The following is a 25,831-nucleotide window of genomic DNA, read 5'->3' as shown; positions in this document are numbered from 1 at the left end:
GAAGTATCTCCCACAGTGCAGGTAGTCGGCCGTCCGCAAGCCTCTGTAGGAGCGGCTTCAGCCGCGACGAACGGAGCGGCGATCTTTCCAATGTCGGAAGCCGCCGGGACTGAAGTTCCTCCCACAGTGCGCCCGGCGAATAGTCCGCAAGTTCCTGTAGGAGCGGCTTCAGTCGCGACGAGCGAAGTTAGAAACCCTGGTGGTTTTGCTTGTCTGTCGCGGCTGAAGCCGCTCCTACAGTGCAGCATGCGAGCAGGCCGCAAGTCCCTTGTGGGAGCGACTTCAGTCGCGACGAGTGAAGCAATGGAGGTGCTGCGGCCCGACCGCGTCGTGACTGAAGTCCCTCCCACAGTACGGGTAGCCGACCATCCGCTAGTTCCTGTAGGAGCGGCTTCAGCCGCGACGAACGAAGTCGCGGTCTTGCCAACACCGGAAGCGGTCGGGACCAAAGCCCCTCCCACAGGACTTGTCGCAGGCATGGCATCCCTTGTGGGAGCGACTTCAGTCGCGACGAACGAAGCCCGAGCGACGATGCAATTCGCCGGCCATCCGCGAGCGACTGCGGCCGCAGCCAAGGCAGCGGCGATCGCTCCACACCGCCTGGCCATGCCGCATCGCCTCGGCCGTCTCGCCGTCGCCAGCCTGCATGCCGAGCTGGCCTGCGCGCCGAAGCCGGGCCTGGTCACGCCGTTCGATCGCGGTAGCCACGACGACATGGACGCCTCCACGTTCCTGCGCAGCCTGTTCGCGCTGCGCGGCTACTTCGTCGCGATCGCCGCCGCCGGCGCGGCCGGTGCGGCGTTCCCCGCGCTGCGCGAACTCGGCATCGGCGCCGAGCGCGCGATGCTGCGCGCCACCGGCGGCGTCAATACGCACCGTGGCGCGATCTTCAGCCTGGGCCTGCTGGTCGCCGCGGCGGCGCGGCTGCGCAGCCAGCATTCTGCGGCGCCGGATGGCGTGGCGGTCTGCAATGCGGTCGGTATCTTCTGGCGCGAGGCGCTGCTGGATGCGCCGCTGGACCCGCACAGCCACGGCCAGCGCATGCGGCGCCTGCATGGCGTGGCTGGCGTGCGCGAACAGGCGGCGGCCGGTTTCCCGCTGCTGCGCGAGGTGGCGCTGCCGAGCCTGCGCGCGGCGTTGCGTGCCGGCCTGGCGCAGGAGGCGGCGCTGGCGCAGACCCTGCTGCAGCTGATCGCGCAGACCGACGATCTGAATCTGTTGCATCGCGGCGGCCGCGACGGGCTGCGCTTCGCGCAACGCAGCGCGCGTGCGTTCCTCGAGGCCGGCGGCGCGGCGCAGCCGGATTGGCGCCAGCAGCTGTCGCGCCTCGGCGACGCCTTCGTCGCGCTCCGGCTCAGCCCGGGCGGCAGCGCCGACCTCCTCGCCTGCGCCTGCTTCCTGCAGCGCCAGGAGGACGTATGAGCCTGGCCCTGCTGTGCCCGGGACAGGGCGCGCAACATCCGGCGATGTTCGACTATAGCGTCGGCGAGCCGGCGGCCGAAGCGGTGCTGGCCGCGGCGGCGCAGGTGCTCGGCGCCGATCCGCGCGCGCTGGCCGGCGACGACGCGCGCTACGACAACGCCATCGCACAGCCGCTGGTCTGCACCGCGGTGCTGGCCAATGCCGCGGCGCTGCTGCCGCAACTGCCGACGCCGGCGTTGCTGCTCGGCTACAGCATCGGCGAACTGGCCGCGCATGCGTTGGCCGGCGGCATGGAGGCCTCCGCCTGCCTGGCGCTGGCGGTGCAGCGCGCGCAGCGCATGGATGCGGCCAGCCGCAATGGCGACGGCCTGATCGCGGTGCAGGGCCTGCTCCGCGAGCAGGCAGAGACGCTGTGCGCGCAGACCGGCCTGCACCTGGCCATCGTCAACGGCGACGACCATCTGATTCTCGGCGGCCATGCCGATGCGTTGGCGCACGGCGAGCTGCAGGCGCGTGCGCAGCGCGCGCGGGTCACGCGCCTGCCGGTGGCGGTGGCCGCGCACACGCCGTTGCTGGCGAGCGCGGCGCAGGCGTTCGCCGCCGATCTGCGCGCCGCGCCGCTGGCGGCGCCGCGCGCCGCAGTGTTGGCCGGCATCGATGGACACCGGATCGGCGACCGCGACGACGCCGTCGGCGCCTTGTCGGCGCAGTTGGCGACGACGCTGGATTGGGCCGGAACGTTGCGCCAGGCCGCCGAACGCGGCGCGCGCGTGTTCCTGGAACTGGGACCGGGCGGCGCGCTGGCGCGCATCGCGCGCGAGCTGCTGCCGGAGTGCCAGGCACGCTCGGTGGAAGAGTTCGGCAGCCTGGCCGCGGCAGCGGCATGGGTGCGGCAGGCGGAGCAACGCATGCAGTGATGCAGCCGCAGTGGCGACGGGGGACGGCGACGGCAGCCGTCGCGTCGCAACGGCGGTTGGCAGTAGGCGATCGACCCAGGATGGCGGGTGGCCATTCGCGGCAGTGGTAGTGGTACGGATCCAGCAAGCTCGGGAGGGCGCATGAGTCCACAAATCGCGACGATCATCGGCTTGATCGTCATGTTCATCGTGGCCACGGCGTTGCCGGTCAACATGGGCGCGGTCGCGTTCGCGTTGGCCTTCATCATCGGTGGCGTCTGGGTCGGCATGGACGGGAAGGAGGTCTTGGCCGGGTTTCCCGGCGACCTGTTCCTGACCCTGGTCGGCATCACTTACCTGTTCGCGATCGCGCGCAACAACGGCACCATCGATCTATTGGTGCATTGGGCGGTACGCGCGGTACGCGGCAAGATCGTGGCGATCCCGTGGGTGATGTTCGTGGTCACCGCTGTGCTGACCGCGTTCGGCGCGCTCGGCCCTGCGGCGGTGGCGATCATCGGTCCAGTCGCGCTGCGCTTCGCCAAGCAGTACAGGATCAATCCGTTGCTGATGGGCTTGCTGGTGATCCACGGCGCGCAGGCCGGCGGTTTCTCGCCGATCAGCGTGTACGGCGGCATCACCAACAAGGTGGTGGAGAAGGCCGGGCTGGACGTGACCGAGATGGCGGTGTTCCTGACCAGCCTCGGCTTCAACTTCCTGATGGCGCTGATCTGCTTCTTCGCCTTCGGCGGCCTGGCGCTGCTGCGGCGCGGGCAGGCGCCGTCGCTGGCCACGGCCGAGTACGTGCCGGTGGGCGATCAGTCCTCGCACCGGCAGTTCGCGATCGAAGGCCATGGCGCGTTGCTGGCGGCCGGCGGCGGCACCTTGTCCACCGATCCGGCGGCGCTGGAGGCGGTGAGCCTGAACCGCGATCGGGTGCTGACCCTGTTCGGCCTGCTCGGCCTGGGCATCGCCTCGCTGATCTACAACCTCAACGTCGGCCTGGTGTCGATGACCGTGGCGGTGGTACTGGCGCTGCTGTCGCCGAAGGCGCAGAAAGGCGCGGTGGACGGCATCAGCTGGTCCACGGTGCTGCTGATCAGCGGCGTGGTCACCTACGTGGCGGTACTGCAGGAGAGCGGGGCGGTGGACTACATCGGCAACGGCGTGTCCGACATCGGCATCCCGCTGCTCGGCGCGCTGCTGGTGTGCTACGTCGGCGGCATCGTCTCCGCGTTCGCCTCGTCGGCGGCGGTGCTGGGCGCGACCATCCCGCTGGCGGTGCCGTTCCTGCTGCAGGGCCACCTCGGCGCGGCCGGGGTGATCTGCGCCCTGGCGATCTCGTCCACGGTGGTGGACGTGAGCCCGTTCTCGACCAACGGCGCGCTGGTGGTGGCCTCGGCCGCCCCGGACGAACGCGAGTCGCTGTACAAGCGCTTCCTGATCTACAGCGGCCTGGTGGTCATATTCGGCCCGCTGCTGGCGTGGCTGCTGCTGGTGGTGCCGGGGTGGCTTTGAGCCGGGATTGGGGATTCGGGATTCGGGATTGGTTAGAGCGGATCGCGGTTGCTGATCCAACGTGATTTGCACAAAAAAGCGCCGACCCTAGGGTCGGCGCTTTTTTGTGCATAGTTTCAACCAACGCATCGGCTCATCGGCGCAGCAGATGCTGCCGTTACGAATCCCGAATCTCCAATCCCTAATCCCGGCCGTTAGGCAATGGAGCCGGCACATTCAACTTTCCGCCGGCGGCCACGTACATCGCCAGGGCATTGCCCTGGCTTTGCAGGTGCCGGTTCATCGTGCGCTCGGCGCCTTCGGCGTCGCCGCGGCGGAAGCAGTCCATCAGTTCGCGGTGTTCGGACAGCGATTGCTGCATGCGTCCGGGCGCCAGCAGCTGGCGGCCGCGGTGCATCTTGAGGATGCGGTGCAGGTCGTGGGTGACGCGGATCAGCCACGGGTTGCCGGCGAATTCCTGCACCGATTCGTGGATCAGGTAGTTCTGCCGGTAGTACTCGGCCAGGTCGCCTTCGTCGGCGGCCTGCTCCATGCGCGCGTGCAGCGTTTCCAGCCGCGCCAGGCCGGCGGCGTCGACCTTGCGCACCGCTTCGTAGGCGCAGCGGCCTTCCAGCAGCGCCATTACCGGGAACAGCTCGTTGAGGTCTTCCAGGTTCAGCCGGGTCACGCGCGCGCCGCGGCCCGGCTCGATCTGCACCAGGCCTTCGGCCGCGAGCAGTTTCAGGCTCTCGCGCAGCGGGGTGCGGCTGATGCCCAGTTCGGCGACCAGTGCCGGTTCGTCGATCCACTCGCCCGGCGGCAGCACGTAGTCGTAGATCTTCTGCCGCAGCCGCTCGGCCACGTCTTCGTACAGCGCCACGCGCTTGCGCGGCGCGCGGGTGTCGGGTGCGAGGGTCATCGGCGGATCGAAACGCTCTGGAGCCGGTGCTGGCGATACGGCCATTCTAGCGGCCGGCGGGAAACGCCGCCGCGGCGTTTCCCGCCGGCACGCGCTATTTGCCTTTCTTGTCCGGTCGCTGCGACAGCGCCGATGCCGCGGCGGTCTTGCTGTCCTTTCCGGTGCGTCCGTCCTTGAGCACCTTGGAGGCGGCCTTTCCCGCCTTGTCGCCGGTTTTCTCGTTGTTCGCCATGTGCGCTCTCCACGATGCCGCGGTTGCGGCAGACCACTGCATGCGCCCGCCCGCGTCAATGCCGCGTCACGAAAAAACGCGGCGATTCACGCGGGTTTGCGCGCTGCCTGGGCAAGGTAGCGGCTGACAAACTAGGAGCACCCCCATGACCCCGAGGCGCATCACGACCCGGCTTTCGATTCTTGCGGCGCTGGCCGCCGTGGCGCTGAGCGGCTGCGGCAAGCCGGGCGACCAGACCTCGCGCACCGCACCGGCGACCTCGCCGGCACCGACCGCGGCTCCGGTCGGCGGCGAAAGCGGACGCGCGCCGATCGGCGGCGACGCCTCGGCCAAGGCGATGCTGCAGGTGCTGGAAGGCAATGCGGTGGCGCTGTCGCAGCAGGCGCTGTCGCGCAACGTCAGCGGCAGCGTCGCCGACTTCGCCCGCGAAGTGGTCGCCGCGCACCACGGCGCCGCGGCCGCGGACGCCGGCAAGGGCGGTCCCGGCGATGCGGAGAAGATCGCCGCGCAGGCGGCCAAGGGCAAGGCGCAGTTGCAGGCGTTGGAACAGGAGAAAGACGATTCGGCGTACATGAACGCTTACATGGCGACGATGGTGCGCAGCTATTCCGATGCGCTGGCGGTGATCGATGCCGAGCTGGTGCCGGCGGCGCAGCAGGAGGCGACCAAGCAGGAGCTGCAGCAGGCGCGCAAGCGCATCGCCGAGCAACTGGAACGCGCGCAGGCGCTGGCGTCGGCGCGCTACTGAGGAGGTCTGTTGCGTTGTCGTTGCTGTCTGTCGCGAACCGGCTGCGGTGCTAGCGGCGACGCAGTACATAGCCCCTCTCCCACCGGGAGAGGGGTTGGGGTGAGGGTGCGGCGCGAAGCGTCTCGGGGAGTTGGGTGCACGAGGCTGCGCCCGTACCCTCATCCGCCCCTGCGGGGCACCTTCTCCCGATGGGAGAAGGGAACAGCCGTAGCCCCTCTCCCCTCGGGAGAGGGGTTGGGGTGAGGGTACGGCGCGAAGCGGCTCGCGGAGTTTGGGTGCGCGAGGCTTCGTCCGTACCCTCATCCGCCCCTGCGGGGCACCTTCTCCCGAGGGGAGAAGGGACAGCCGACTAGCCCCTCTCCCTCCGGGAGAGGGGTTGGGGTGAGGGTACGGCGCGAAGCGACTCGCGGAGTTTGGGTGCACGAGGCTGCGCCCGTACCCTCATCCGGCCCTGCGGGCCACCTTCTCCCGGGGGAGAAGGGATAGCTGCTAGCCCGCAGCCATTCGCCAAGAACCACCGCTAGCCGTTCGCGATCTCCGCAGCTGCCGCTTGCAACGCCGGCCGCTCCTCGCGCCCATCCGGGTGCCGCGCAAAGTGTGTCGGATCGCTGCCGTGCACCGGCGCTTCGTCTTTCCACGGCCAGCCACCGAATTGGGTGCGGCGGTAGTCGGCCATCGCCTGGGCGATCTCGGCCTGGGTGTTCATCACGAATGGGCCGTGTTGGGCCACCGGTTCGGCGATCGGTCGGCCCTGCAGCACCAGGAACTCGCTCGCCTGGCCATCGCCGTTGATCAGCTCGACTGCCTGGTCGGCGCGCAACTCGATGGCGGCGTGGCTGGTCACCTCGCGTCCGCCTACGGTCACCTCTGCGCCCTTGAAGAAGTACAGGCTGCGGCGCGTGCCGCGGCCTTGCGCGGCGGGCAGGGTCCAGCGTGCGCCGGGCGCCATGCGGATCGTCCAGATGGCCACGTCGGCATCGTCCTGCGCGGCCCACGAATCCGGTGGCGGCGCCAGCGGGCCGCCGGCGCTGCCGGGCGCGGCATCGACGGGACCGATGCGACCCGCCACGCAGGCCACCTCGGTGCTGCGTCCGGCGTCGTCGCTGGCGGTGAAACGCGGCAGGTCCTGCGCCCAGAACATGGTGAAGTGCGGCGCCACCATCTTGTTGCGTGCCGGCAGGTTGAGCCAGATCTGGAACAGTTCCAGCGGATTGGGCGCGGTGGTGCCGAGCAGCGGGAACATCTCCGAATGGACGATACCCGCGCCGGCCGTCAGCCATTGCACGTCGCCTGCGCCGAAGCGCGCCACCGCGCCGAGCGAGTCGGAATGGTCGATCAGGCCCTGGCGCACGATGGTCACGGTCTCGAAGCCGCGGTGCGGGTGGCCGGGAAAGCCGGGGACCTGCTCGCCGTGGTACATGCTCCAGCCGTCCTTGCGGCTGAAGTCCTGGCCGATGGCGCGGCCTTGCAGCGACGCCGCCGGCCCCATCGCGCCGTTGCCGGCGGGGTAGGCGTCGTCGTGATAGACGCAGAACAGGAACGGGTCGATCGTTTCCCAGGGAAAGCCAAGCGGCTTGATCTGGACGACAGGGTCGGTCATGGCGAGATCCTTCGAACGCCGCCCGAGACGGAGGCGGCAACCCTTCCGATATGGGGCGATGCCGATGGAACGGAAGGCCGCTCCGAAGGACATCCTGTCCCGCATGGGAAACGCTGGACGCGCCGCCGCCGCATACAGGGCCTTGGGGCGGGCACTGGCACCGGCCGCGCGCCTTCGCCGCCCGAGCGAACCAGGCCGGCATCGGCGCGCAACTGAATGCCGGCTGGGGCGCAGCCGGTCCTCCGTGCATGCGCGGCCCGTGCGTCATTGGACTGTCATCTGCCGCGACCAGCATCGCAGGCCTTTCCGACCCTGCGAGCGCCTGGTGCGTCCCGAACCCTTGCCGGCCCTGTCGCGGCTGTTCCTGCAATGGCGGCCGTCGCTGAGCCGTTATTTCCTGCGCCGCCGCGCTGCGGCGTGGGATGCCGAGGACCTGGTGCAGGAAGTGTGGCTGCGCCTGCAGCGCAGCGAGGCGCACGCGCCGGAGATCGCCAATCCGGAAGCCTACCTGTTCACCATCGCCGCCAACCTGATGCGCGAGCACGCGCTGCTCAACCAGCGCAGCACGCAGCGCGACACCTGCCTGGACGAGGTGCTGGAGCGGCTGGCGGTGCCGTGCGAGGCCGATGCCCACGTCCATCGCGAGCAGCGCCGGCGGCGCCTGGCCGAACTGATGGCGCGGCTGCCGCCGAAATGCCGCGCGGCGATGGTGCTGCGCTACCGCGACGAACTCGGCTACCAGGACATCGCCGAGCAGTTGCAGATCTCCAGCCACATGGTCAAGAAATACATCATCAAGGGCCTGGCGGTGTGCCGGCAGGGCATGGCGCGCTATGCGTGAGTCGCCGATCGCCGCGGCGGCCGCGGCCTGGTATCTGGCACAGCGCGAAGCGCCGCTGGCGCCGGTGCAGCAGGCCGAGTTCCTGGCCTGGCTGCGGCAATCGCCCACGCACGTGGCCGAATACCTGGGCATCGCGCACCTGCACCAGGACCTGCAGGCCGCAGCGCACTCGCAGCAGGCCAGCAGCGAACAGCTGTGCGCGCATGCGCGCCACAGCGGTGCGGTGGTGGTGCCGTTGCGGCCCGAACTCGGCCGCACGGCGCCACCGCGACCGCAAGCGGCGCCTGTGCCACGCAAGCGCAACCGGCGTTGGGCCTTGGGCCTGGCCGCCGTCCTCGCGCTGTCGGCGATCGGCGTGGCCACGCAACTGGCGGTGCCGGACACGGTCGCGGCGACGGTCTATGCCGCCGGCACCGATGCCGGGCGCGAGGTGGCGCTGGCCGACGGCAGCGTGGTGCGCCTGGATCGCGGCAGCGCCATCGCCGTGCGCTACGGCGCACAGCGCCGCGACATCGCGCTGCTGCGCGGCAAGGCGCTGTTCGACCTCGGCCACGATCCGGCGCGGCCGCTGCGGGTCAGCGTCGGCACGCTGGTGCTGCGCGATATCGGCACCGTGTTCGGCGTCGACCAGCACGACGGCGCCACCCGCGTCACCGTGCTGCAGGGGCGCGTGCACGTGCTGCGCGGCGCGCATCCGTGGTGGCGGCGCAGCGCGCTGCCCAGCGAGGGCGCGCAGCTGGCGGACCTGGGCGGCGGCCAGCAGGCGCGGCTGGATGCGCGCGGCCGGTTGCTGGGAATGGACGCGCATGCCGACATCGCCGGCGCCACCGCCTGGCTGCCGGCACAGGTCGGCGTGCACGACCGCAGCGTGGGCGAGGTGGCGCGGCTGTTCAACGCCTACACCACGCAGCCGCTGCGCATCGCCGATCCGGCGCTGGCCGCGCGCCGCATCAGCGGCGTGTTCCACCTGCGCGATCCGGAAGCCTTCGTCGCTTACCTGGGCAGCCTGCCGAACGTGCAGGTGCACCGCGACGCGCAGGCGGTGACGATCCGCAGCGCGCCGGCGCCGATGTAAGAAAAAATTCATGCAATTACCGGTAGCCGCGCGGCGCTGTGCGGCACTCCTAGGTAGGCATGGCCGTCGCGCTGGATGCGCACGGCCGCCTTCCTCTCCCCTCCGGTAGCACGTCCTATGCGCAACACGCTCGTCGTTTCCATCGCCCTGCTGCTCGGCAGCACTTCTTCGCTGCCGGCCTGGTCGGCCCCCGTCGCCGCCACCGCGCCGGCGATCGCGCCGATGCCGCTGGACCAGGCGCTGGAGCTGTTCGCCCGCAACAGCGGCCTGCAACTGATGTACGACCCGGCCTTGGCGGCCGGGCAACGCAGCAACGGCGCACCGGCCGGCCTGGCGCCGGCGCAGCAGCTGCAGAAGCTGCTGGCCGGAACCGGCCTGGACTACCGCATGCCGACCCCGAGCACGGTCAGCATCGTGCGCGGCGCCGCGGCCGCGCCCCGCAGCGCCGCCGCCCCGCGCGCGGCGCACGCGGCGGCCACGCCGGCCGCCGATCCGGGAGACCGCGACGACGGCCCGCGCGAACTGGCGCCGATCAACGTCACCGCCAACAGCGTCGATACGCTGGCGCCCAGCGCCGCGCCGCTGGAGGCAAGCCAGCCGACCTCGGTGATCGACGAACGCTTCATCCGCGACGGCCTGCGCCTGAACGCGAACTACGACGACATCATCAAGTACGCGCCGAGCGTGGTCACCACCTCGCCGGAAGGCCCGGGCCTGGGCAAGAACGAAGGCATCAGCATCCGCGGCTTCCAGGACGGCCAGTTCAACATCACCTTCGACGGCATCCCGTTCGGCGACGCCAGCGACCTGCACCACACCACGTCCGCGTACTTCAACAACCACGTGCTCGGCCAGGCCGAGATCGACCGCGGCCCCGGCGGCGGCGCCACCATCGGCAACGCCACCTTCGGCGGCACCCTGGCGCTGCGCACGCGCAATCCCAGCGCGGTGGACGGCGTCACCGTGTACGCCACCGGCGGCAGCTGGGACACCTGGTCCACCGGGGTCAGCGCCGACGAGCACATCGGCAACACCCGCGTGTTCGCCGACCTGTCCAAGGAAGCCAGCGACACCTACCTGAAAGGCACCGACGACCGCCGCGAGCACGCCTTCGTCAAGACCGTCACCGAGCTGGGCGAGGCGACCACGCTGACCTTCGTCAGCAGCTACAACCAGGAGCACCAGAACACCGTGCAGGGCGCCACCCGCGCGCAGATCGAACAGCACGGCTGGCGCTACGGCCTGGGCAACGATCCGACCCTGCAGAACTACACCGGCTACAACAGCGCGGCGTACTACTCCAGCTTCAGCTACCTGGGCCTGAGCACGCGCCTGGGCGACTGGGACCTCGATAACAAGGTCTACTACAACAGCTTCGACCACACCGCCGCCAAGAGCAGCATCCCTACCAGCGAGAGCGCGGCCGACAACGGCGTGACCTTCTACTCCAGCACCGGCAAGAAGCTGTCCAAGTCGGCCACCGACGTGCCCGGCAAGCTGTCGGACAACGATTTCCACGCCTTCGGCGACGTGCTGCGGCTTGCCCGCGATCTGGGCCCGGGCCAGTTGCAGACCGGCGTGTGGGTGGAACGCAGTCTGGACGAACGCAACCAGCTGCCGGTGGACATGAGCACCGGCGCGGCCAGCGGCACCAAGTACGGCTATCTGTACAACTACCAGTTGCACGACCGCACCGACACGCTGCAGCCTTACGTGCAGTACGACTGGAAGCTGAGCGACACGCTGACCCTCAGCCCCGGCGTGCGCTATTCGCGGGTGGAGCGCGAGCTCGACGCGCAGCTCAACAAGAGCACCCCGCCGGCGCCGTCCTACACCAGCGCCAGCTACGACGCGACGCTGCCGTCGCTGAGCCTGCACGACGCCTTCAGCGACCACTGGAGCGGCTACGTGCAGGCCGCGCGCGGCTTCCTGGCGCCGCCGATCGACGTGATCGAACTCAACGGCGAGCGCGGCCTGCAGCCGGAGCTGACCAGCAACTACCAGCTCGGCACCAGCTACGCCGCGCGCGGGCTGACCTTCGGCGCCGACATCTACTACATCGACTTCAGCAACTACATCAGCCAGACCCTGGTCGCCACCGACAGCGGTACCGAGAGCGCCTACGTCAACGGCGGCGGCGCGGTGTACCGCGGCGCCGAGGCCGAGGCCACCTACGCGCTGACGCCGACGCTGAGCCTGTATGCCAACGCCAGCTACAACGAGGCGACCTACAAGCACAGCAGCACCCAGGTCGCCGGTACCCCGCACGTGACCGGGGCATTGGGCCTGCTCTACAACAGCGGCACCGGCTACTTCGGCTCGTTGATGGAAAAGGTGGTCGGCGCGCAGTACGGCGTGGACAACACCACGGACGCCAGCGGAGCAACCGTGTTCGGCAACGACCAGCGCCTGGGCGGCTATGCCAGCCTGGATGCGGCGCTGGGCTATCGCAGCACGCATGGCCCCTACGGCCTGAAGGGCTATTCGATCAGCATGGACGTCAACAACCTGCTCGATCGGCACGCCTTGATCGGCTATGCCGGCGCGCGCTCCTCCGACAACCAGCCGCTGTACTTCGGCCTGGCCGGACGCGGCGTGTTCCTCGACCTGTCGCTGAAGTTCTGAGGCCGGCGGCATGCACGTCTCCATCGAAGCACCCAGGACCGCCACGCTTGCGCGGCGCCGCCTGCAGCGCGTGGCGGCGCTGTTGATGCTGGCCGCGGCGGCATTGCCGGCCGCGGCCGCGGCGCGCGCCGGCGCAAACGCGCCAGCGCAAGTGCGCCTGAGCATCGTGGTGATGCGCCACGGCGTGCGCGCGCCGACCCAGGACCCGCAAGCGCTGGCCAGGTACGCGGCGCAGCCCTGGCCGCAATGGCCGGTGGCGCCGGGCATGCTCACCGCGCACGGCGCGGCGGGGATGCAGGCACTGGGCGCGCGCTATCGGCAGCGCTGGCTGAAGGAGGGCGTGCTGGCGCCTGACTGCGGCCAGGCGCAGGTGGTGCTGATCGCCGACAGCACGCCGCGCAACCACGCCAGCGCCGCGGCCTTCGGCGAAGGGCTGCAGCCGGGCTGTCGCGCCCAGTACCTGGCGCTGCCGATCGCACAGAACAACCCGCTGTTCCATTACGCGGCCGGCAAGGACAAAAACGACGACAAGGACGACGACGCGGTGGCCGCGCCGCTGCATCCGGATGCGGCCACGCGTAAGCGGCTGGGCGAACTGCAGCAGGTCCTGTCCGGCTGCCGGGGCGCCGCCTGCGCCGCGCAAGCGCCTGGCCAGGACACGCCGCGCCTGGACGATCCGCAGCGGCTGCACGATCCCGCGCAGGCGGCCAAGCTGCTGAAGACCGCGGGCAGCCTGGCCGAGAACCTGATGCTGGAATATGCGCAGGGCCTGGCGCTACCGCAGGTGGCGTGGGGCCGCGCCGATGCGACCGCCCTGCAACGCCTGATCGGGCTGCACAACGCCTCCTTCGACCACAGCAAGCGCGCCCTGCCGGCGGCGCGTGCCGGCGGCTCCAACCTGCTCGCGCACCTGCTGGCGACGCTGCAGGCCGCGGCCGGACAGACCCCGGCGGTGGCGCCGCTGGCACCGGCGCACACCCGCGCGCTGCTGCTGCTCGGCCACGACACCAACCTGGCGCATCTGGCCGGCCTGCTCGGCGTGCCCGGCCCGGTGCGCGGCCAGCCCGATGCCTATCCGCCCGGCGGCGCGCTGCTGCTGGACCTGGTGCGGCAGCGCGGCCGCGACTATCTGCAACTGCGCAGCGTGGTGCCGACCTTGCAGGCACTGCGCGACAACCGCTTCGACGGCGACCGGCTGCGCGAGCGGCGCTGGCCGCTGCCTGGTTGCGGCGGCCGTCTGCGCTGTCCGTTGGCGGTCGCGTTGCCGGCGCTGCAGGCGCGGCTGGACGCGCAGCAGGTGCAGGCCGACGTGCCGGCGTTGACGCCGTGGCCGGTGCAGGCCGCGGTGGTCGGGGACTAGCGCAATCGTCTCGTCGCGTTGCGCCCCCTGTAGGAGCGGCTTCAGCCGCGACCGGGCCTCACCGGTAGCGTCCGGTCGCGGCTGAAGCCGCTCCTAAACCAGCTGCATGATGTCCCTCCGATTTTCGAGGGGCTGTGTCTGGCACCCTGCGCGCGCCATCACGGATCGCAACGCGGCGAAGGCCGATCATCGCGGTTCCCGCGCTGCGCGCCCGCGTGGCGCCGCGCCGTCTTTGAAGGTTCCCGCCATGTCCCCGATGTCCGCCGCGTCGCTCCCCGATTCGATGACCGCGATCGAGATCCGCCACCCCGGCGAGCCGGAGGTGCTGGTGCCGGTGCGCCTGCCGCTGCCGCATCCGGGCCGCGGCGAACTGCTGGTGCGGGTCGCCGCGGCCGGGGTCAACCGCCCCGACGTGATGCAGCGCCGCGGCAGCTATCCGCCGCCGCCCGGCGCGTCGCCGTTGCCGGGGCTGGAGTTCGCCGGCGAGGTGGTGACGCTGGGCGAGGGCGTGGAGCGCTACCGGCTCGGCGATGCGGTGTGCGCGTTGGTCGCCGGCGGCGGCTATGCCGAATACGCCGTGGTGCACGAACGCAACGCATTGCCGGTGCCGGCACCGCTGAGCCTGGCCGAGGCTGCGGCGCTGCCGGAGACCTTCTTCACCGTCTGGGCCAACGTGTTCCAGCGCGGCCGCCTGCAGGCCGGCGAGACCATGCTGGTGCACGGCGGCACCTCCGGCATCGGCAGCGTCGCCACGCTGCTCGGTACTGCGTTCGGCGCGCGGGTGATCAGCACCGTCGGCTCGGCCGACAAGCGCGCCGCCAGCCTGGCGCTGGGCGCGCAGGCGGCGATCCTGTACCGCGACGAGGACTTCGTCGCCGAGACCCTGCGCCTGACCGGCGGCCGCGGCGCCGACGTGATCGTGGACCTGCTCGGCGGCGACTACCTGCCGCGCAACTATCAGGCGGCGGCGCTGGACGGGCGCATCGTGCAGATCGGCATCCAGCAGGGCAAGGTCCGTGAGCTGGACCTGATGCCGCTGCTAGCCAAGCGCCTGACCCATACCGGTTCCACCCTGCGCGCGCGTTCGGTGATGGAGAAGGCGGCGATCGCGCGCGAGCTGGAGCAGCAGGTCTGGCCGCTGCTGGAACAGGGCCGGATCAAGCCGCAGCTGGACCGCTGCTTCCCGCTGGCCGACGCGGCGCAGGCGCATGCGCGGATGGAATCCAGCGCGCATATCGGCAAGATCGTGCTGCTGACCCAGGCCGGGGCGGGGCAGTGAGACCCTGTCGCGGCTGAAGCCGCTCCTACAGGAAGCTCTGTGTAGGAGCGGCTTCAGCCGCGACAGACGCCCACCGGCCGCACGCCGCTGGCCCTGTTCAAGCGCCACGCCGTATATTGCGCCGCACGCGCGGTGGTCCGCGCTTCCCTGCCGGTCCCCCGCGTGCGCCTGCCTTCCCGTTCCGCCCTGCTGCTGCCGTTGTTGCGCCGTTCGCTGTTGCTGCTGTTCCTGTGCCTGAGCGCGGCGGCGAGCGCGCAGCCGCAGGATGAGCCGCAGGCGCCCGACCCGCAGGCCTTGCTGAGCGGCGCCGAGCAGACCCTGCAGGACGCGCGGCGCAGCGTGGACAACGCCGACGACCAGGAGGCGCTGCGCAAGCTGATCGGGCAGGTGGCCGATGCGCAGCGCGATGCCGAGGCCGCGGTCGCGGCGCTGACCCCGCAGCTGGCCCAGGTCGATGCGCGGCTGCAGCAGCTCGGCCCGGCCGCCGATGGCGAGGCGAAGGACATCGCCGCGCAGCGCAAGGACCTGGCCAAGCAGCGCGCACCGCTGGATTCGGGAATCAAGCGCGGCAAGCTGCTGGCGGTGGAGGCCAAGCAGCTCGGCGAGGAAATCGAAAACGTGCAGGCCGAGCACTTCAGCCAGGAGCTGTCGCTGCGTTCGACCTCGCCGTTGTCGCCGTCGCTGTGGCGGCAGATCGCCAGCGATTTCCCCGCCGACCGCGATCGCCTGCTCGCCCTGTACCAGCTGGGCGCAAAGGCGCTGGACGACGCGATCGTCGAAAACGGCAGCGGCGCGCTTGGCATCGGCCTGACCATCGCGTTCGTGCTGCTGTTCCCGCTGCGCTACCTGCTGCGCTGGCTGGGCAAGCGTTACGCGGTGTCGCGCGCGCCGGGCAGCCGCCTGCGCCGCTCCGGCCTGGCGTTGTGGTTCCTGCTGCTGGGCACGCTCACCCCCGGCCTGGCCGCGCTGGTGCTGGCCGAGACCCTGCGCAGCATCGGCGCGGTGCCGACCGCGCTGGAGAGCGTGCTGCGCGGCTTCGTCGTGTACAGCTTCGCCGCCGCGTTCATGGGCTCGCTGGGCGCCAGCGTGCTGCTGCCGAACCAGCCGTCATGGCGGCTGTTCCCGATCGACGACGCCACCGCGCGGCGCCTGCGCAAGTACACCTGGGCCACCGCGACGTTGGCCTGGGTCAGCAGCATGCTGCTGGTGATCAACCGCGCCAGCCACACCAGCGCGTCGGCCACGGTGGCCGCCGATGGCGTGATCGCGCTGGCCTACGCGGTGCTGATCCTGGCGATCCTGACCAGCCTGTCGCGGCTGCGCCGGCGCCAGTACGCCGAGGCCGCGGCGCAGGCGCTGGAAAACGGCCAACCGCCGCCGCCCGGACAGCATGGCGGCGCGCTGGCGCTGGTCGGGGTGCTGGTGCGGGTGGTGGTGGTGGTGGCGCTGCTGGCGTCGCTGCTGGGCTATCTGTACCTGGGCTTGTTCATCACCCGGCAGATCATTTGGATCACCATGATCGTCGGCGCGATCCGCCTGCTGATGACCTTCGCCGACGATTTCGCGCTGTGGCTGTTCGCCAGCGAAGGCCGCATCGGTCGCGCCGCCAACGGCGCGTTCGGCGTGCGCCCCAGTCAACTGGAGCAGGCCGGCGTGCTGACCTCGGCAGTGGTGCGGGTGGCGCTGCTGCTGATCGGCCTGGGCGCGCTGCTGATGCCGTTCGGCACCAACGTGTCGACCTTCACCGACTGGTTCTCGCTGCTGTCGCAGGGCATCCCGATCGGCAAGAGCCACCTGTATCCGGGCGCCGTGCTGCGCGCGCTGCTGGTGCTGGGCCTGGGCATGCTGGCGATGCAGTACATCCATCGCTGGCTGACCGGGACCTACCTGCCGAAGACCGAACTGGACGACGGTTCGCGCAATTCGGTCAGCACGGTGGCCCGCTATGTCGGCATCCTGCTGGCCGCGCTGTGCGCGCTGGCGGCATCGGGGATCGAGGTGGCGCAGATCGCGCTGGTGGTCAGCGCGCTGTCGGTGGGTATCGGCTTCGGCCTGCAGTCGATCATCCAGAACTTCGTGTCCGGGCTGATCCTGCTGGCCGAGCGCCCGGTCAAGATCGGCGATTGGGTCAAGATCGGCGACCAGGAAGGCGACGTGCGCAAGATCAGCGTGCGTTCCACCGAGATCCAGGTCGGCGATCGCTCCACGCTGATCGTGCCCAACTCCGAGCTGATCACCAAGACCCTGCGCAACATGACCCTGGCCGGGCCGTTGGGCCGGGTGCAGATCCAGTTCGCGGTGTCGCTGGGCACCGACATGGTCAAGCTGCGCGCGCTGCTGCTGGAACTCTACGCGGCGCATCCGGGCGTGTTGGAGGATCCGGCGCCGTCGGTGTTCATCGACTCCATCGCCAGCGGCCACGTCACCCTCAACAGCTTCGCCTACGTCGGCAATCCGCGGCTGGTCTACGGCATCCGCAGCGATCTGTTCTTCAGCCTGCTGCAGCGCCTGGCCGACGAGGGCATCGCACTGGAATCGCCGCAGGAAGTGCGGCTGCTGCGCAAGGAGCCGTGAGCGCGGGCGGCGGCGTTTTCAACCGATGCGCTGCCGACCGGAACGGGGGTGTTCGCTCAGGCGCTGAAGTTGAACGCGACCGAGATGCGCGGCCGCGAACCGGTAAACACGCTGACCGAGTGCAGGAGCCAGGCAGGGAACATGACCAGGGTGCCGCTCTCGGGAGCGACGGAGGTGGTCAATCCCGCACTCAGGCAGCCTGCGATGCGGATCTTGAGTTCCGGATTGTAGAGCGAGGGCATGACCCCTCTCGGGTCGAGAAACTGCAGTTCTCCGCCAACCTCCTGGCCAGCGTCGCGACCATCGTCCACCCAGTAGACGCCCGACCAGAATGCGCCGGGATGCGCGTGTTGCGCGTTCGAATCCCCGGCATTGTTGACGTTTGCCCAGGCATTGATCTTCCACTCGAACTCGGGCACGACCAATCCATGCTGCGGATGGTAGACAGCGGTCAACGCATAGGCCAGTTCTCTGGCGTACGCGGTCAGCGCCATGGCGCCTTCGCCGCCCCATTCGTTGAAGTCCGCACTGGACTGCCATCCCCCCGCATTGCTGTGGCGCACGCCGGCCGGGTGTTCGGCCCTGTTCCGATCGATCTCCTCTTTCAGCATTTCATTGAGACGTTTGGCCGCTGGATGCGCGATCTGAGCCAGGGGCGTGGCAAACAACCGGTGTATCTCGATCTGCTCAGGGACAACGAGTTTCGGATGAAGTGACATGTTCGAAGTTTCTGGTATCTACGGGCCGTTTTTCGCTGCGTGAGCCTTGCGGTATTGCTGGCGCTTCCTCGCATGGCGTGGAAATGCCGTTTTGCCCGTCGCTCTGCACAGGCTGCTTTACTGCTTCGTCCATGAGCGTTGATCTGCTGCCCATTGATTCACGCGAAGCCGTAACGATCGTCGCGATCGAAACCGCTCCGGCAGCAAGGCTGCCGGGCATCAGTCTAGCGGCATCATTCCGGTGGCGTGTGTCACCCAGCCGCGTGCAGATCGCGCCACGCTTGCCCGCGGATGCGGCAACAAGAAGGAAGCCAACGGCATGCGCATGCCCGGGCCATGATGCTGCGCCGTGCATGCGCAAGCGTGGCCTCGATTGTGCCTGCCGTCCGCGGTCCGGCCCCGAGCGGCGCGACCTGACCGCCAGTCTCAGCCGACAAGCCGCGCCGCATTTGCTGGCTATCCGTCAAACCCGGCGCGACCTGGTCGGGCTTCGGCCGGCGCCGCGGCCCTAGCGCCGCCCGCGCTCTTCGCGGGCGTGCGCGCGCCGGTCGAACAGCACCGCGCTGGCGACGATGCCCAGGCCCAGCGCCACGCCGAGCAGGAACAGCACCATCGCGATGGCCGGATAGCCGAACAGTTTGGCGCCGGTGTCGATGCGCATCATCTGCGTGGAGGCCAGGATCAGCGCGGCGGTGACGATGCCGGCGGCGACGCGGTTGGCGATCTTCTGCAGGCTTTCCATCAGCCGCGATTCCTCCAGCCCGGCCACGCGCACCTGCAGGCGGTTCTCCGCAGCCAGGGTCAGGATGTCCGACAACTTGCGCGGGCCTTCGCGCAGCAGAGCCTGCATCTCCATCGCCTCGCTGGCCAGGTTCGCCGCCGACAGCGATTTCTTCAGGCGCGCGCGCATCACGTGCTGCAACTGGTCCTCGACCACGCTGCGCGTGTCCAGGCCCGGCGACAGCGTGCGGCACACCGCCTCCAGGTTCAGCAGGGTCTTGCCCAGCAGGCTCAGTTCCGGCGGCGTGCGCAGCCCGTAGGCGGTGGCGATGCGCACCAGGTCCAGCACCACGCGGCCTTCGGAGGTGGCGTCGTGCGCGGCGTAGCGCGCGATCATCTGCCCGGTCTCGCGCTGGTAGTGATCCTCGTCGAAATCTTCCAGCCGCGTGCTCAGCGCGATGGTCTCCTCGGCCACTTCCTCGCCGCGGCCATCGACCGCGGCGAACAGCAGCTTGAGCAGGCGCTCGCGCAGCTTCGGCGGCACGTGCGCGACCATGCCCAGGTCGAAGATCGCCAGGCGCCCGTCGCTCAGCACGCGCAGGTTGCCCGGGTGCGGATCGGCATGGATCTCGCCATGCACGAACATCTGGTCCAGGTAGCCGCGCACCAGCGCCGCGGCCAGGTCGTCCATCGGCTGCTCGGTGCGGCGCAGCCCGGAGATCTTGTCCACGCGCACGCCTTCGGCCAGCTGCATGGTCAGCACCTTGCGGCTGCTCAGGTCCCAGATCGGCTGCGGCACCCACAGCTGCGGGAACGGCTTGAGGTGGTCGCCGAAGCGCGCCAGGTTCTCCGCTTCGGCTTCGTAGTTCAGCTCGGCCAGCAGCGCCTTGCCGAACTCGGCCAGCCAGTCGGCGAAGCGGATGCGCCGGCCCAGCCCGGTCAGCTTGTCGGCGGCGCTGGCGAAGCTCTTCAGCACCTCCAGGTCCGAGCGCACCTGCGCGGCCACCTCGGGCTTCTGCACCTTGATCGCCACCGGCGTGCCGTCGCGCAGCGCAGCGCGGTGCACCTGTGCCAGCGAGGCGGTGCCCAGGGGGGTGTCGTCGAACGCGGAGAAGGCCTTGTTGACCGCCACCCCGAGTTCGGACTCGACGATCTCGCGGATGCGTTCCACCGGGATCGGCGCGGTGTTTTCCTGCATCCGCTCCAGCGCGGTGGCGAATTCCGGCGGCACCACGTCCGGGCGCGTGGACAGCATCTGCCCGAGCTTGACGAAGGTCGGGCCCAGCGCTTCCAGGTCGGTGACGAACTGCTCGGGCGTGCCTTCCGGCGGCAACTCGTGCACGCCGTCGGCGCTTTCCATGTCCATGCCGGAGAACACCCCGGAGCTGCGGTAGCGCAGCAGCAGGCGCAGGATCTGGGTGCGGCGGCTGAGGCCGCCGACTACCTGGGTGGTCTCCGCAGCGTCGGGCGTCGCGCTCAAGGTCAGGCTCCAGATAGGCAGGGAATGCGGAGGCCAGTGTGGCCGGGGCCGGGTCGTCGCCCGGTGAATCTGCCGGCGGTGCGGCGACATTGGGGGACGGGGAGCCGGGAGTGTGCCGGCGCAAGCGCAGTTGCTGCTCTAGACTTCCGCCTCCAGGCACAGGCTGCCACTTCCCAGGACTCGTCATGCTGTTTCCCTCTGCGCGCGCCGTTCCCGTTCCCACGCGTGCCGTGTGGCGCTGCGGCCTGGTCTTGCTGGGCGCGCTGTTGTCGGCGACGGCGGCTGCCGAGACGGACCGCTATGCCGACGAGGGGTTCGATGCTCAGGCGTTCGCCGGCAGCGAACGCGTCACCTACAAGGTCCAGGATTTTTCCGAGCGCTACCGGGCGACGCTGGAAGTGGAGGCGAACGAGGAGGTGTTCCGCCCCGGTATCGTGCGCGTGTTCGCGCGCGGCGGTACCACGCCGCTGATCGAGGTGGCCTCGCCCGAGTTGGTGCTGGACACCGATGCCAAGGGCGGCAAGGTCAAGGCCAACGTGCACGAACTGCCGTACGGCGAGCAGAGCGTACTGATCTACGCCGATTTCAATTTCGACGGGATCAAGGACCTGGCGCTGATGGACGGGCAGAACAGCTGCTACCACGGCCCGTCGTACCAGGTGTACCTGGGTACCGCCGATGGCTTCGCGCCGAGCCCGGGGTTCACCGACCTGGCGCAGAACAACTGCGGCATGTTCGAGGTGGATGCGAAGGCGCGCGAGATCCGCACCATGACCAAGGACGGCTGCTGCTGGCATCAATTCAAGGTGTACACGGTGCGCGATGGCGAGCCGTTGCTGGAGAGCGAAGTGGTCAACGACGCCACCGGCCGCTCTTCCGGACTGGACACGGAAACCCGCTACCGGGACCAGGGCGGCAAGCGCGTGGCGGAGGAGCACTACCTGTGGGACGAGGAGGGCGGCACCGCGCTGGGCGCACGCAAGATCCTGCTCGAATTCCGCCTGGCGCCGTCCGGCAAGCGCATCGTGGTGTTCGCCAACGTGGGCGACGACGAGGCCCGTACGCCGTACTACGCGGCGATCGGCGCGCAGCAGCAAGTGGATTTGCTGTATCCGGATGACGGAGACGGAACCTTCGCCTACGATGCAGCGCGGCACACGCTGAGCTTCGTGCGCGACGCCACCACCTACCGCATCGTCGGCGACGCCCAGGGCGTGCCGCAGCGCATGGAGGTCGTCGTACGCGGCAAGACCCAGCCGCTGGCCCTGCAGCCCGGCTCGGTCCATGGATCGTTGCAGGCGGTGGCGCAGGCACTGAGCGCCGCACAGGCCGCTGCGGCGCAGTAAGGCGGGCGCCGCGCATCAATGTTCCTAGTGCGCATCGATGTTCCCTGTAGGAGCGGCTTCAGCCGCGACAGGGTCTTCCCGGAGAGTGCCTGTCGCGGCTGAAGCCGCTCCTACAACAGCAAGGCAGCTACGGGCCCCACGCCGCGAAGGCGCGCGCCACCGCCTCTGCACCTGGATCGACCACGCCGCGCAGTGCGTCCGCCGGCACCGCGGCCGAGCGGCCGGCGCGGGCCTGGGTCAGCTGCGCGGTGGCGTCGGCGCCGGTACGTGCCGCGCGCGCCGCGTCGTCGGCGCTGCCGCTACGCGCCAGGGCCTCCAGCGCCGGCAGCAGCGCGTCGAGCATGGTCCGATCGCCGCGCTGCGCGCCGCCGTAGTGCTGCATCCGCGCCACGCCGGCCTGCAGCGCCGGTACCCAGCCGTGTCCGGCCTCCAGTTCGGTGGCGGCGGTGGTGAACAGGATCGACAGCAGCACGCCGCTGGAACCGCCCATGCTGCGTTCGATCGTCGCCGCCAGGCCGTGCGCCAGCGGCGCGGCTTCGCCGGTCGCCAACGCGTCCTCGTCCAGCGCCTGCTGCAGTGCGCGGGCGCCGGCGGCGAAGGTGCTGCCGGCATCGCCGTCGCCGGTCTGCGCATCGAGCGCGTCCAGCTCCGCCTGTGCGCCGATCAGCGCCTGCGCCACCCGCGCCAGGGCCGCGCCGCGTTGGGGGTCGCGGGCGCCGTGCCGGTGCGCGTCGCTGCGCGACAACGCCGGAGTGAAGTGGGTGGGCGCGTGCGGCACGCGCACGCCCGGCCAGCCCAGGGTCTGCACCGGCGATCGCAGCGCGGCGAGCACGTCGGCATCGGCCGGCGCCAGGGTGATCGAGAAGCCGTGCATGTCCATCGAGGTCATCAGCGCCGCCGGCAGCGTCATCAACGCGATCCGCCCGGTGCCGATGCGCTGCACCGCCAGCCGGGTCAGCACGCCCAGTTCCTGGGTGGAGCAGCCGCCCAGGTCGTTGAGCATCAGCAACAGCGGCGCATTGGCGCCGTAGCGCGCGTCGGCCTGTTCAAGCAACGGGTCCAGCACCAGCGCCAGCGCTTCTTCCACCGAGGCCGGCTGCACCTTGCGCGTGCCCGGCTCGTTGTGGATGCCCAGGCCCAACTCCGGCGCGCGGCGGCCTGTGTGCTGGCCGGGCACGGTGCAGCTGGACAGGGCCATGCCCAGCGACAGCAGGCGGTCGGCGAAGGCCTGGCCGCGCCGGGCCAGCTCGGCCAGCGCCACGCCCTCGCGGGCCAGGTGGCCGACGTATTTGTGCACCAGCACGGTGCCGGCGATGCCGCGCGGCTGGGCGGCGTCGGGCAGGGCGATGTCGTCGGCGACCAGCACGCTGGCCACGTCGATGCCTTCGGCGCGGGCGCGCTCGGCGGCCAGGCCGAAGTTGAGCCGGTCGCCGGTGTAGTTCTTGATCACCAGCAGCACCCCGGGCGCGTCGGCGCAGGCGCGGATCGCGGCCAGCACCGCTTCCACGCCGGGCGAGGCGAACAGGTCGCCGGCGATCGCACCGCTGAGCATGCCGGGGCCGACGAAGCCGGCATGCGCCGGTTCGTGGCCGGCGCCGCCGCCGGACAGCACCGCGACCTGCGCGGGGTCGCGCTCGGCCTGCAGCACGATGCGGGTGCCGCTGGCCGGATCGGAGCGCAGCAGCGGTTGCAGCGCGGCGACGGCGTCGAGCACGTCGTCGACGATGGCGCGGGGGGCGGTGAGGAACTGGTCCATGGGGGTCCTTGGCGGAGCGGCGGGTCTGTCGCGCACGGTAGCCGAGCCGACGTTATGCGCGGCTGAGGCCGGCGGCGGCGATCACGCACCGGGCGCGCGGAATCGGCGAGAATCCCCACTCACCCCCGAATGGAATCCCCGCATGGCCGGCGCCAGCCTGTTCACCCTGCTCGACGATATCGCCTCGCTGCTCGACGACGTGTCGATCCTGACCAAGGTGGCGGCGAAGAAGACCGCCGGCGTGCTCGGCGACGACCTGGCGCTGAACGCGCAGCAGGTCACCGGGGTCAACGCCGACCGCGAGTTGCCGGTGGTGTGGGCGGTGGCCAAGGGCTCGCTGCTCAACAAGGCGATCCTGGTGCCGGCGGCGCTGGCGATCAGCGCCTGGCTGCCGTGGGCGATCACCCCGCTGATGATGATCGGCGGCGCGTTCCTGTGCTTCGAGGGCGTGGAGAAGCTGGCGCACCGCTTCCTGCATTCCAAGGACGAGGATGCGCAGCGCCACGCGCAGCAGCTGCAGGCGCTGGCCGACGAAAAGGTTGACGTGGTCGCGCTGGAGAAGGACAAGGTCAAGGGCGCGATCCGCACCGATTTCATCCTGTCCGCGGAGATCATCGTGCTGTCGCTGGGCGTAGTCGCCGGGGTGCCGTTCTCCCAGCAGGTCATGGTGCTGGTGGCGATCGCGCTGGCGATGACGGTCGGCGTGTACGGCCTGGTCGCCGGCATCGTCAAGCTCGACGACCTGGGCCTGTACCTGACCCGCAAGGGCGCCGCCGCCGCGGCGATCGGCCGCGGCATCCTGTGGCTGGCGCCGTGGCTGATGCGGGTGCTGTCGATCGCCGGCACCGCGGCGATGTTCCTGGTCGGCGGCGGCATCCTGGTGCACAGCATCGGCCCGCTGCACCACGCCCTCGAAGGCATCGCGCCGCAGGGCGCCTGGGGCAGCGTGGTACTCAACCTGGGCAATGCGCTGGTCGGCATCGTGGCCGGGGCACTGGTGCTGGGGGCGGTGTTGTTGTTCAAGAAAATCCGGGATTAGGGATTCGGGATTGGGGATTCGCAAAAGCGGCGCGCTCGCGCTTTTGCCAATCCCGAATGCCCAATCCCCAATCCCACGCCGGCGCAAGGCGCCGGCGCTAGTCCACGGAAACCACCCGGTTCTTGCCCGCCTTCTTGGCCTCGTACAGGGCGCGGTCGGCGCGCTTGATCAGCACGTCCTGGGTCTCGCCGGGGCGGCGCATTGCCACGCCGGCGCTGAAGCTGACGAACACGCGCTGGTCCTCGTGCACCACCGCGCGCTGGGCCAGCGCGCGCTGCACCCGTGTCACCGCCGCGGACGCTTCGAAGATGGTGCAGTCGGGCATCAGCAGCAGGAATTCCTCGCCGCCGAAGCGCGCGATCGCGTCGCTGCCGCGCAGGGTGGTGCGCGCCACTTCGACCACGTGGCGCAACGCGGCGTCGCCGCCGGGATGGCCGTAGATCTCGTTGAGCTTGCGGAAATCGTCCAGGTCCAGCATCGCCACGCACAGCGGCTGGGCGCTGCGCTCGGTGCGCACCAGCTCGCGCGCGAACAGTTCGTCCAGCCCGCGCCGATTGAGGCTGCCGGTGAGCTGGTCCACCCGCACCAGTCCGCTGACGTCCTGCAGTTCCTGTTCCAGGCGCAGGATGCGCTGCTCGGCCGCGTCCACTTCCTGGCGTGCGGCGATCAGGTGGTCGCGCGCGCGTAGCGCCTGCTGCTGCACGTGGCCCGTGTCCTGCAGCACTTCCTGCAGCAGGCGGTTGAGGTCGCCGATGCTGCGCGCGTCGCGGATGGTCTGCGAGTAGTCGGCGATGCGGTCGTGAAACTCGCTGGTGCTGATCGCCATGCCGTCCAGGTTCTCGACGAAGGACACCATCATGTCCTTCATCGCCTCCTTGGATTCGGCGATACCCTGCTTCAGCAGGCCCTGTTTGTAGATCACCTCGCGCAGGCTGCCGCGCGCTTCCTCGATCGAATAGCGGTCCAGCGGGCCGCTGATCATGTCGCGCACCACCGCGATCTGGCCCTGCAGCCAGCTGGTGTCGTCGAGCAGTTCGCCGACGTTTTCCAGCAGCAGGTCGAACAGGCCCAGCAGCAGCGTCTGCTGCTCCTGGCTGTCGCTGGCGCGCAGCGCGATCTGGTGGCACAGCTCGCGCACGCGCTGCGCCACCGGCTCCAGCGGCAGGCCCGGGCGCCATTGGCGCAGCGCCTCGCCGGTGGCCTCCGCTTCGTTGGCCAGTTCCGGCAGGTTGTGCAGCAGCGAGGCCAGCGCGCCGGCGATCGCCTGGCGCAGCAGGTCGCGCAGGCGTTCGGTGTCGCTGGGCCCGGCCAGCGGATCACCGACGTCGATGGTGCGGATGTACTTGTCGATCAGCTGGCGCAGCGCACGGCCGTAGCTGGGCCAGTCGCCGCTGGCGGCCGCCGATTGCAGGCGCCGGCCCATGTCGCCGAGTTCGCCGTGCAGGCCGGCCATGCCGTCGGCGAAGGCGCCGAGCAGTTCCAGCGGCTGGTGGGCGTGGTTGAACAGGCGGATCAGCGCCGCGGTGGCCGCGGCCGGATCGGCGTGCTCGCCCGCCGCCGCAGGCGCGGCACCATGCGCGCCATGCCGCGCCACCGCGGAAGCGGCCGGTGCCGCCGGTTCGCGCCGGCGCGGCGACAACAGCTTGCGCAGCCCGCCCGTCGGCGGCTCGTCGCGTTGATCCGGCATGCGGACGCTTCCTCCA

The 25,831-nt window shown here is 70.2% G+C and carries 19 protein-coding genes; 12 read left to right on the top strand and 7 right to left on the bottom strand.

What is annotated here, in order from left to right; translation table 11 throughout:
• The first annotated feature begins 531 nt into the window (after positions 1-531).
• From mdcB to HEP74_RS19705, 3 genes are all read left to right on the top strand, one after another.
• Positions 532-1,422, top strand: a complete 891-nt coding sequence (gene mdcB / locus HEP74_RS19715) for a triphosphoribosyl-dephospho-CoA synthase MdcB (protein WP_524540754.1) — start codon at positions 532-534, stop codon at positions 1,420-1,422.
• Positions 1,419-2,339, top strand: a complete 921-nt coding sequence (locus HEP74_RS19710) for an acyltransferase domain-containing protein (RefSeq protein WP_185814301.1) — start codon at positions 1,419-1,421, stop codon at positions 2,337-2,339. Before mdcB ends, HEP74_RS19710 begins: the two co-directional genes overlap by 4 nt.
• A gap of 141 nt (positions 2,340-2,480) precedes the next feature.
• A complete protein-coding gene (locus tag HEP74_RS19705) occupies positions 2,481-3,836 on the top strand; it encodes an SLC13 family permease (RefSeq protein ID WP_185814300.1) in 1,356 nt (451 codons plus the stop codon).
• Positions 3,837-4,017: 181 nt separating this feature from the next.
• Here the strand turns inward: HEP74_RS19705 and HEP74_RS19700 are convergent, their stop codons facing one another.
• A complete protein-coding gene (locus HEP74_RS19700; RefSeq protein ID WP_185814299.1) occupies positions 4,018-4,734 on the bottom strand; it encodes a GntR family transcriptional regulator in 717 nt (238 codons plus the stop codon).
• Positions 4,735-4,828: 94 nt separating this feature from the next.
• Positions 4,829-4,966, bottom strand: a complete 138-nt coding sequence (locus HEP74_RS19695) for a hypothetical protein (RefSeq protein ID WP_185814298.1) — start codon at positions 4,964-4,966, stop codon at positions 4,829-4,831.
• Positions 4,967-5,111: 145 nt separating this feature from the next.
• Between HEP74_RS19695 and HEP74_RS19690 the strand changes: the two genes are divergently transcribed.
• On the top strand, positions 5,112-5,714 hold the full coding sequence (locus HEP74_RS19690; protein WP_185814297.1) for a DUF4142 domain-containing protein: 603 nt from the start codon (positions 5,112-5,114) through the stop codon (positions 5,712-5,714).
• Positions 5,715-6,234: 520 nt separating this feature from the next.
• Here HEP74_RS19690 and HEP74_RS19685 read toward each other — a convergent pair.
• Positions 6,235-7,314 (bottom strand): pirin family protein, encoded by a 1,080-nt coding sequence (locus HEP74_RS19685; RefSeq protein ID WP_185814296.1) that lies wholly within the window; start codon positions 7,312-7,314, stop codon positions 6,235-6,237.
• Between the two features lie 325 nt (positions 7,315-7,639).
• Here HEP74_RS19685 and HEP74_RS19680 point away from each other — a divergent pair, with 325 nt between their 5' ends.
• The 6 genes from HEP74_RS19680 (at position 7,640) to HEP74_RS19655 (ending at position 17,068) form a co-directional block, all read left to right on the top strand.
• Positions 7,640-8,155, top strand: a complete 516-nt coding sequence (locus tag HEP74_RS19680; protein ID WP_053838954.1) for an RNA polymerase sigma factor — start codon at positions 7,640-7,642, stop codon at positions 8,153-8,155.
• Positions 8,148-9,230 (top strand): FecR family protein, encoded by a 1,083-nt coding sequence (locus HEP74_RS19675; protein WP_185814295.1) that lies wholly within the window; start codon positions 8,148-8,150, stop codon positions 9,228-9,230. Before HEP74_RS19680 ends, HEP74_RS19675 begins: the two co-directional genes overlap by 8 nt.
• A 117-nt stretch (positions 9,231-9,347) precedes the next feature.
• The gene (locus HEP74_RS19670) at positions 9,348-11,855 is read left to right on the top strand and encodes a TonB-dependent receptor (RefSeq protein ID WP_185814294.1); all 2,508 of its coding nucleotides are present in this window, start codon (positions 9,348-9,350) and stop codon (positions 11,853-11,855) included.
• A gap of 85 nt (positions 11,856-11,940) precedes the next feature.
• Positions 11,941-13,215 carry a histidine-type phosphatase gene (locus HEP74_RS19665; protein WP_185816723.1) on the top strand — a complete coding sequence of 425 codons (1,275 nt, stop codon included), beginning with the start codon at positions 11,941-11,943 and terminating at the stop codon, positions 13,213-13,215.
• 247 nt (positions 13,216-13,462) lie between these two features.
• Complete coding sequence (locus HEP74_RS19660; RefSeq protein WP_185814293.1) at positions 13,463-14,494, top strand: NAD(P)H-quinone oxidoreductase; 1,032 nt, start codon at positions 13,463-13,465, stop codon at positions 14,492-14,494.
• Between the two features lie 201 nt (positions 14,495-14,695).
• The gene (locus tag HEP74_RS19655; RefSeq protein WP_524540805.1) at positions 14,696-17,068 is read left to right on the top strand and encodes a mechanosensitive ion channel family protein; all 2,373 of its coding nucleotides are present in this window, start codon (positions 14,696-14,698) and stop codon (positions 17,066-17,068) included.
• Between the two features lie 56 nt (positions 17,069-17,124).
• Here the strand turns inward: HEP74_RS19655 and HEP74_RS19650 are convergent, their stop codons facing one another.
• A complete protein-coding gene (locus tag HEP74_RS19650) occupies positions 17,125-17,787 on the bottom strand; it encodes a TIGR02466 family protein (RefSeq protein WP_185814292.1) in 663 nt (220 codons plus the stop codon).
• 508 nt (positions 17,788-18,295) lie between these two features.
• Positions 18,296-19,987 (bottom strand): ABC1 kinase family protein, encoded by a 1,692-nt coding sequence (locus tag HEP74_RS19645; protein ID WP_185814291.1) that lies wholly within the window; start codon positions 19,985-19,987, stop codon positions 18,296-18,298.
• A gap of 185 nt (positions 19,988-20,172) precedes the next feature.
• Here HEP74_RS19645 and HEP74_RS19640 point away from each other — a divergent pair, with 185 nt between their 5' ends.
• Positions 20,173-21,333, top strand: coding sequence for an XAC2610-related protein (locus tag HEP74_RS19640; RefSeq protein WP_221893140.1), 1,161 nt, complete (start codon positions 20,173-20,175; stop codon positions 21,331-21,333).
• 127 nt (positions 21,334-21,460) lie between these two features.
• Here the strand turns inward: HEP74_RS19640 and HEP74_RS19635 are convergent, their stop codons facing one another.
• Entirely contained in the window at positions 21,461-23,089 is a 1,629-nt protein-coding gene (locus tag HEP74_RS19635) for a dihydroxyacetone kinase subunit DhaK (RefSeq protein ID WP_185814290.1), read from the bottom strand.
• 142 nt (positions 23,090-23,231) lie between these two features.
• Between HEP74_RS19635 and HEP74_RS19630 the strand changes: the two genes are divergently transcribed.
• On the top strand, positions 23,232-24,128 hold the full coding sequence (locus tag HEP74_RS19630; RefSeq protein ID WP_185814289.1) for a DUF808 domain-containing protein: 897 nt from the start codon (positions 23,232-23,234) through the stop codon (positions 24,126-24,128).
• 97 nt (positions 24,129-24,225) lie between these two features.
• On the opposite strand, the gene HEP74_RS19625 is transcribed toward HEP74_RS19630, so the two are convergent.
• Positions 24,226-25,815: a GGDEF domain-containing protein gene (locus HEP74_RS19625; RefSeq protein WP_185814288.1), complete on the bottom strand. Its 1,590-nt coding sequence runs from the start codon at positions 25,813-25,815 to the stop codon at positions 24,226-24,228.
• Positions 25,816-25,831 lie beyond the last annotated feature (16 nt).

Origin of the sequence: Xanthomonas sp. SS (assembly GCF_014236835.1) — a bacterium.
Lineage (GTDB): Bacteria > Pseudomonadota > Gammaproteobacteria > Xanthomonadales > Xanthomonadaceae > Xanthomonas_A.
This window is presented reverse-complemented; position numbering and strand designations above follow the sequence as displayed.

What these genes read in the sequence shown, in the direction of transcription:
- HEP74_RS19665 (WP_185816723.1), top strand. Translation starts at nt 11,941, where the DNA reads ATGCTGGCCGCGGCGGCATTGCCGGCCGCGGCCGCGGCGCGCGCCGGC.
- HEP74_RS19700 (WP_185814299.1), bottom strand. Translation starts at nt 4,734, where the DNA reads ATGACCCTCGCACCCGACACCCGCGCGCCGCGCAAGCGCGTGGCGCTG.
- HEP74_RS19695 (WP_185814298.1), bottom strand. Translation starts at nt 4,966, where the DNA reads ATGGCGAACAACGAGAAAACCGGCGACAAGGCGGGAAAGGCCGCCTCC.
- HEP74_RS19635 (WP_185814290.1), bottom strand. Translation starts at nt 23,089, where the DNA reads ATGGACCAGTTCCTCACCGCCCCCCGCGCCATCGTCGACGACGTGCTC.
- HEP74_RS19670 (WP_185814294.1), top strand. Translation starts at nt 9,348, where the DNA reads ATGCGCAACACGCTCGTCGTTTCCATCGCCCTGCTGCTCGGCAGCACT.
- HEP74_RS19660 (WP_185814293.1), top strand. Translation starts at nt 13,463, where the DNA reads ATGTCCCCGATGTCCGCCGCGTCGCTCCCCGATTCGATGACCGCGATC.
- HEP74_RS19650 (WP_185814292.1), bottom strand. Translation starts at nt 17,787, where the DNA reads ATGTCACTTCATCCGAAACTCGTTGTCCCTGAGCAGATCGAGATACAC.
- HEP74_RS19710 (WP_185814301.1), top strand. Translation starts at nt 1,419, where the DNA reads ATGAGCCTGGCCCTGCTGTGCCCGGGACAGGGCGCGCAACATCCGGCG.
- HEP74_RS19685 (WP_185814296.1), bottom strand. Translation starts at nt 7,314, where the DNA reads ATGACCGACCCTGTCGTCCAGATCAAGCCGCTTGGCTTTCCCTGGGAA.
- HEP74_RS19705 (WP_185814300.1), top strand. Translation starts at nt 2,481, where the DNA reads ATGAGTCCACAAATCGCGACGATCATCGGCTTGATCGTCATGTTCATC.
- HEP74_RS19675 (WP_185814295.1), top strand. Translation starts at nt 8,148, where the DNA reads ATGCGTGAGTCGCCGATCGCCGCGGCGGCCGCGGCCTGGTATCTGGCA.
- HEP74_RS19640 (WP_221893140.1), top strand. Translation starts at nt 20,173, where the DNA reads ATGCTGTTTCCCTCTGCGCGCGCCGTTCCCGTTCCCACGCGTGCCGTG.
- HEP74_RS19630 (WP_185814289.1), top strand. Translation starts at nt 23,232, where the DNA reads ATGGCCGGCGCCAGCCTGTTCACCCTGCTCGACGATATCGCCTCGCTG.
- HEP74_RS19690 (WP_185814297.1), top strand. Translation starts at nt 5,112, where the DNA reads ATGACCCCGAGGCGCATCACGACCCGGCTTTCGATTCTTGCGGCGCTG.
- HEP74_RS19625 (WP_185814288.1), bottom strand. Translation starts at nt 25,815, where the DNA reads ATGCCGGATCAACGCGACGAGCCGCCGACGGGCGGGCTGCGCAAGCTG.
- mdcB (WP_524540754.1), top strand. Translation starts at nt 532, where the DNA reads ATGCAATTCGCCGGCCATCCGCGAGCGACTGCGGCCGCAGCCAAGGCA.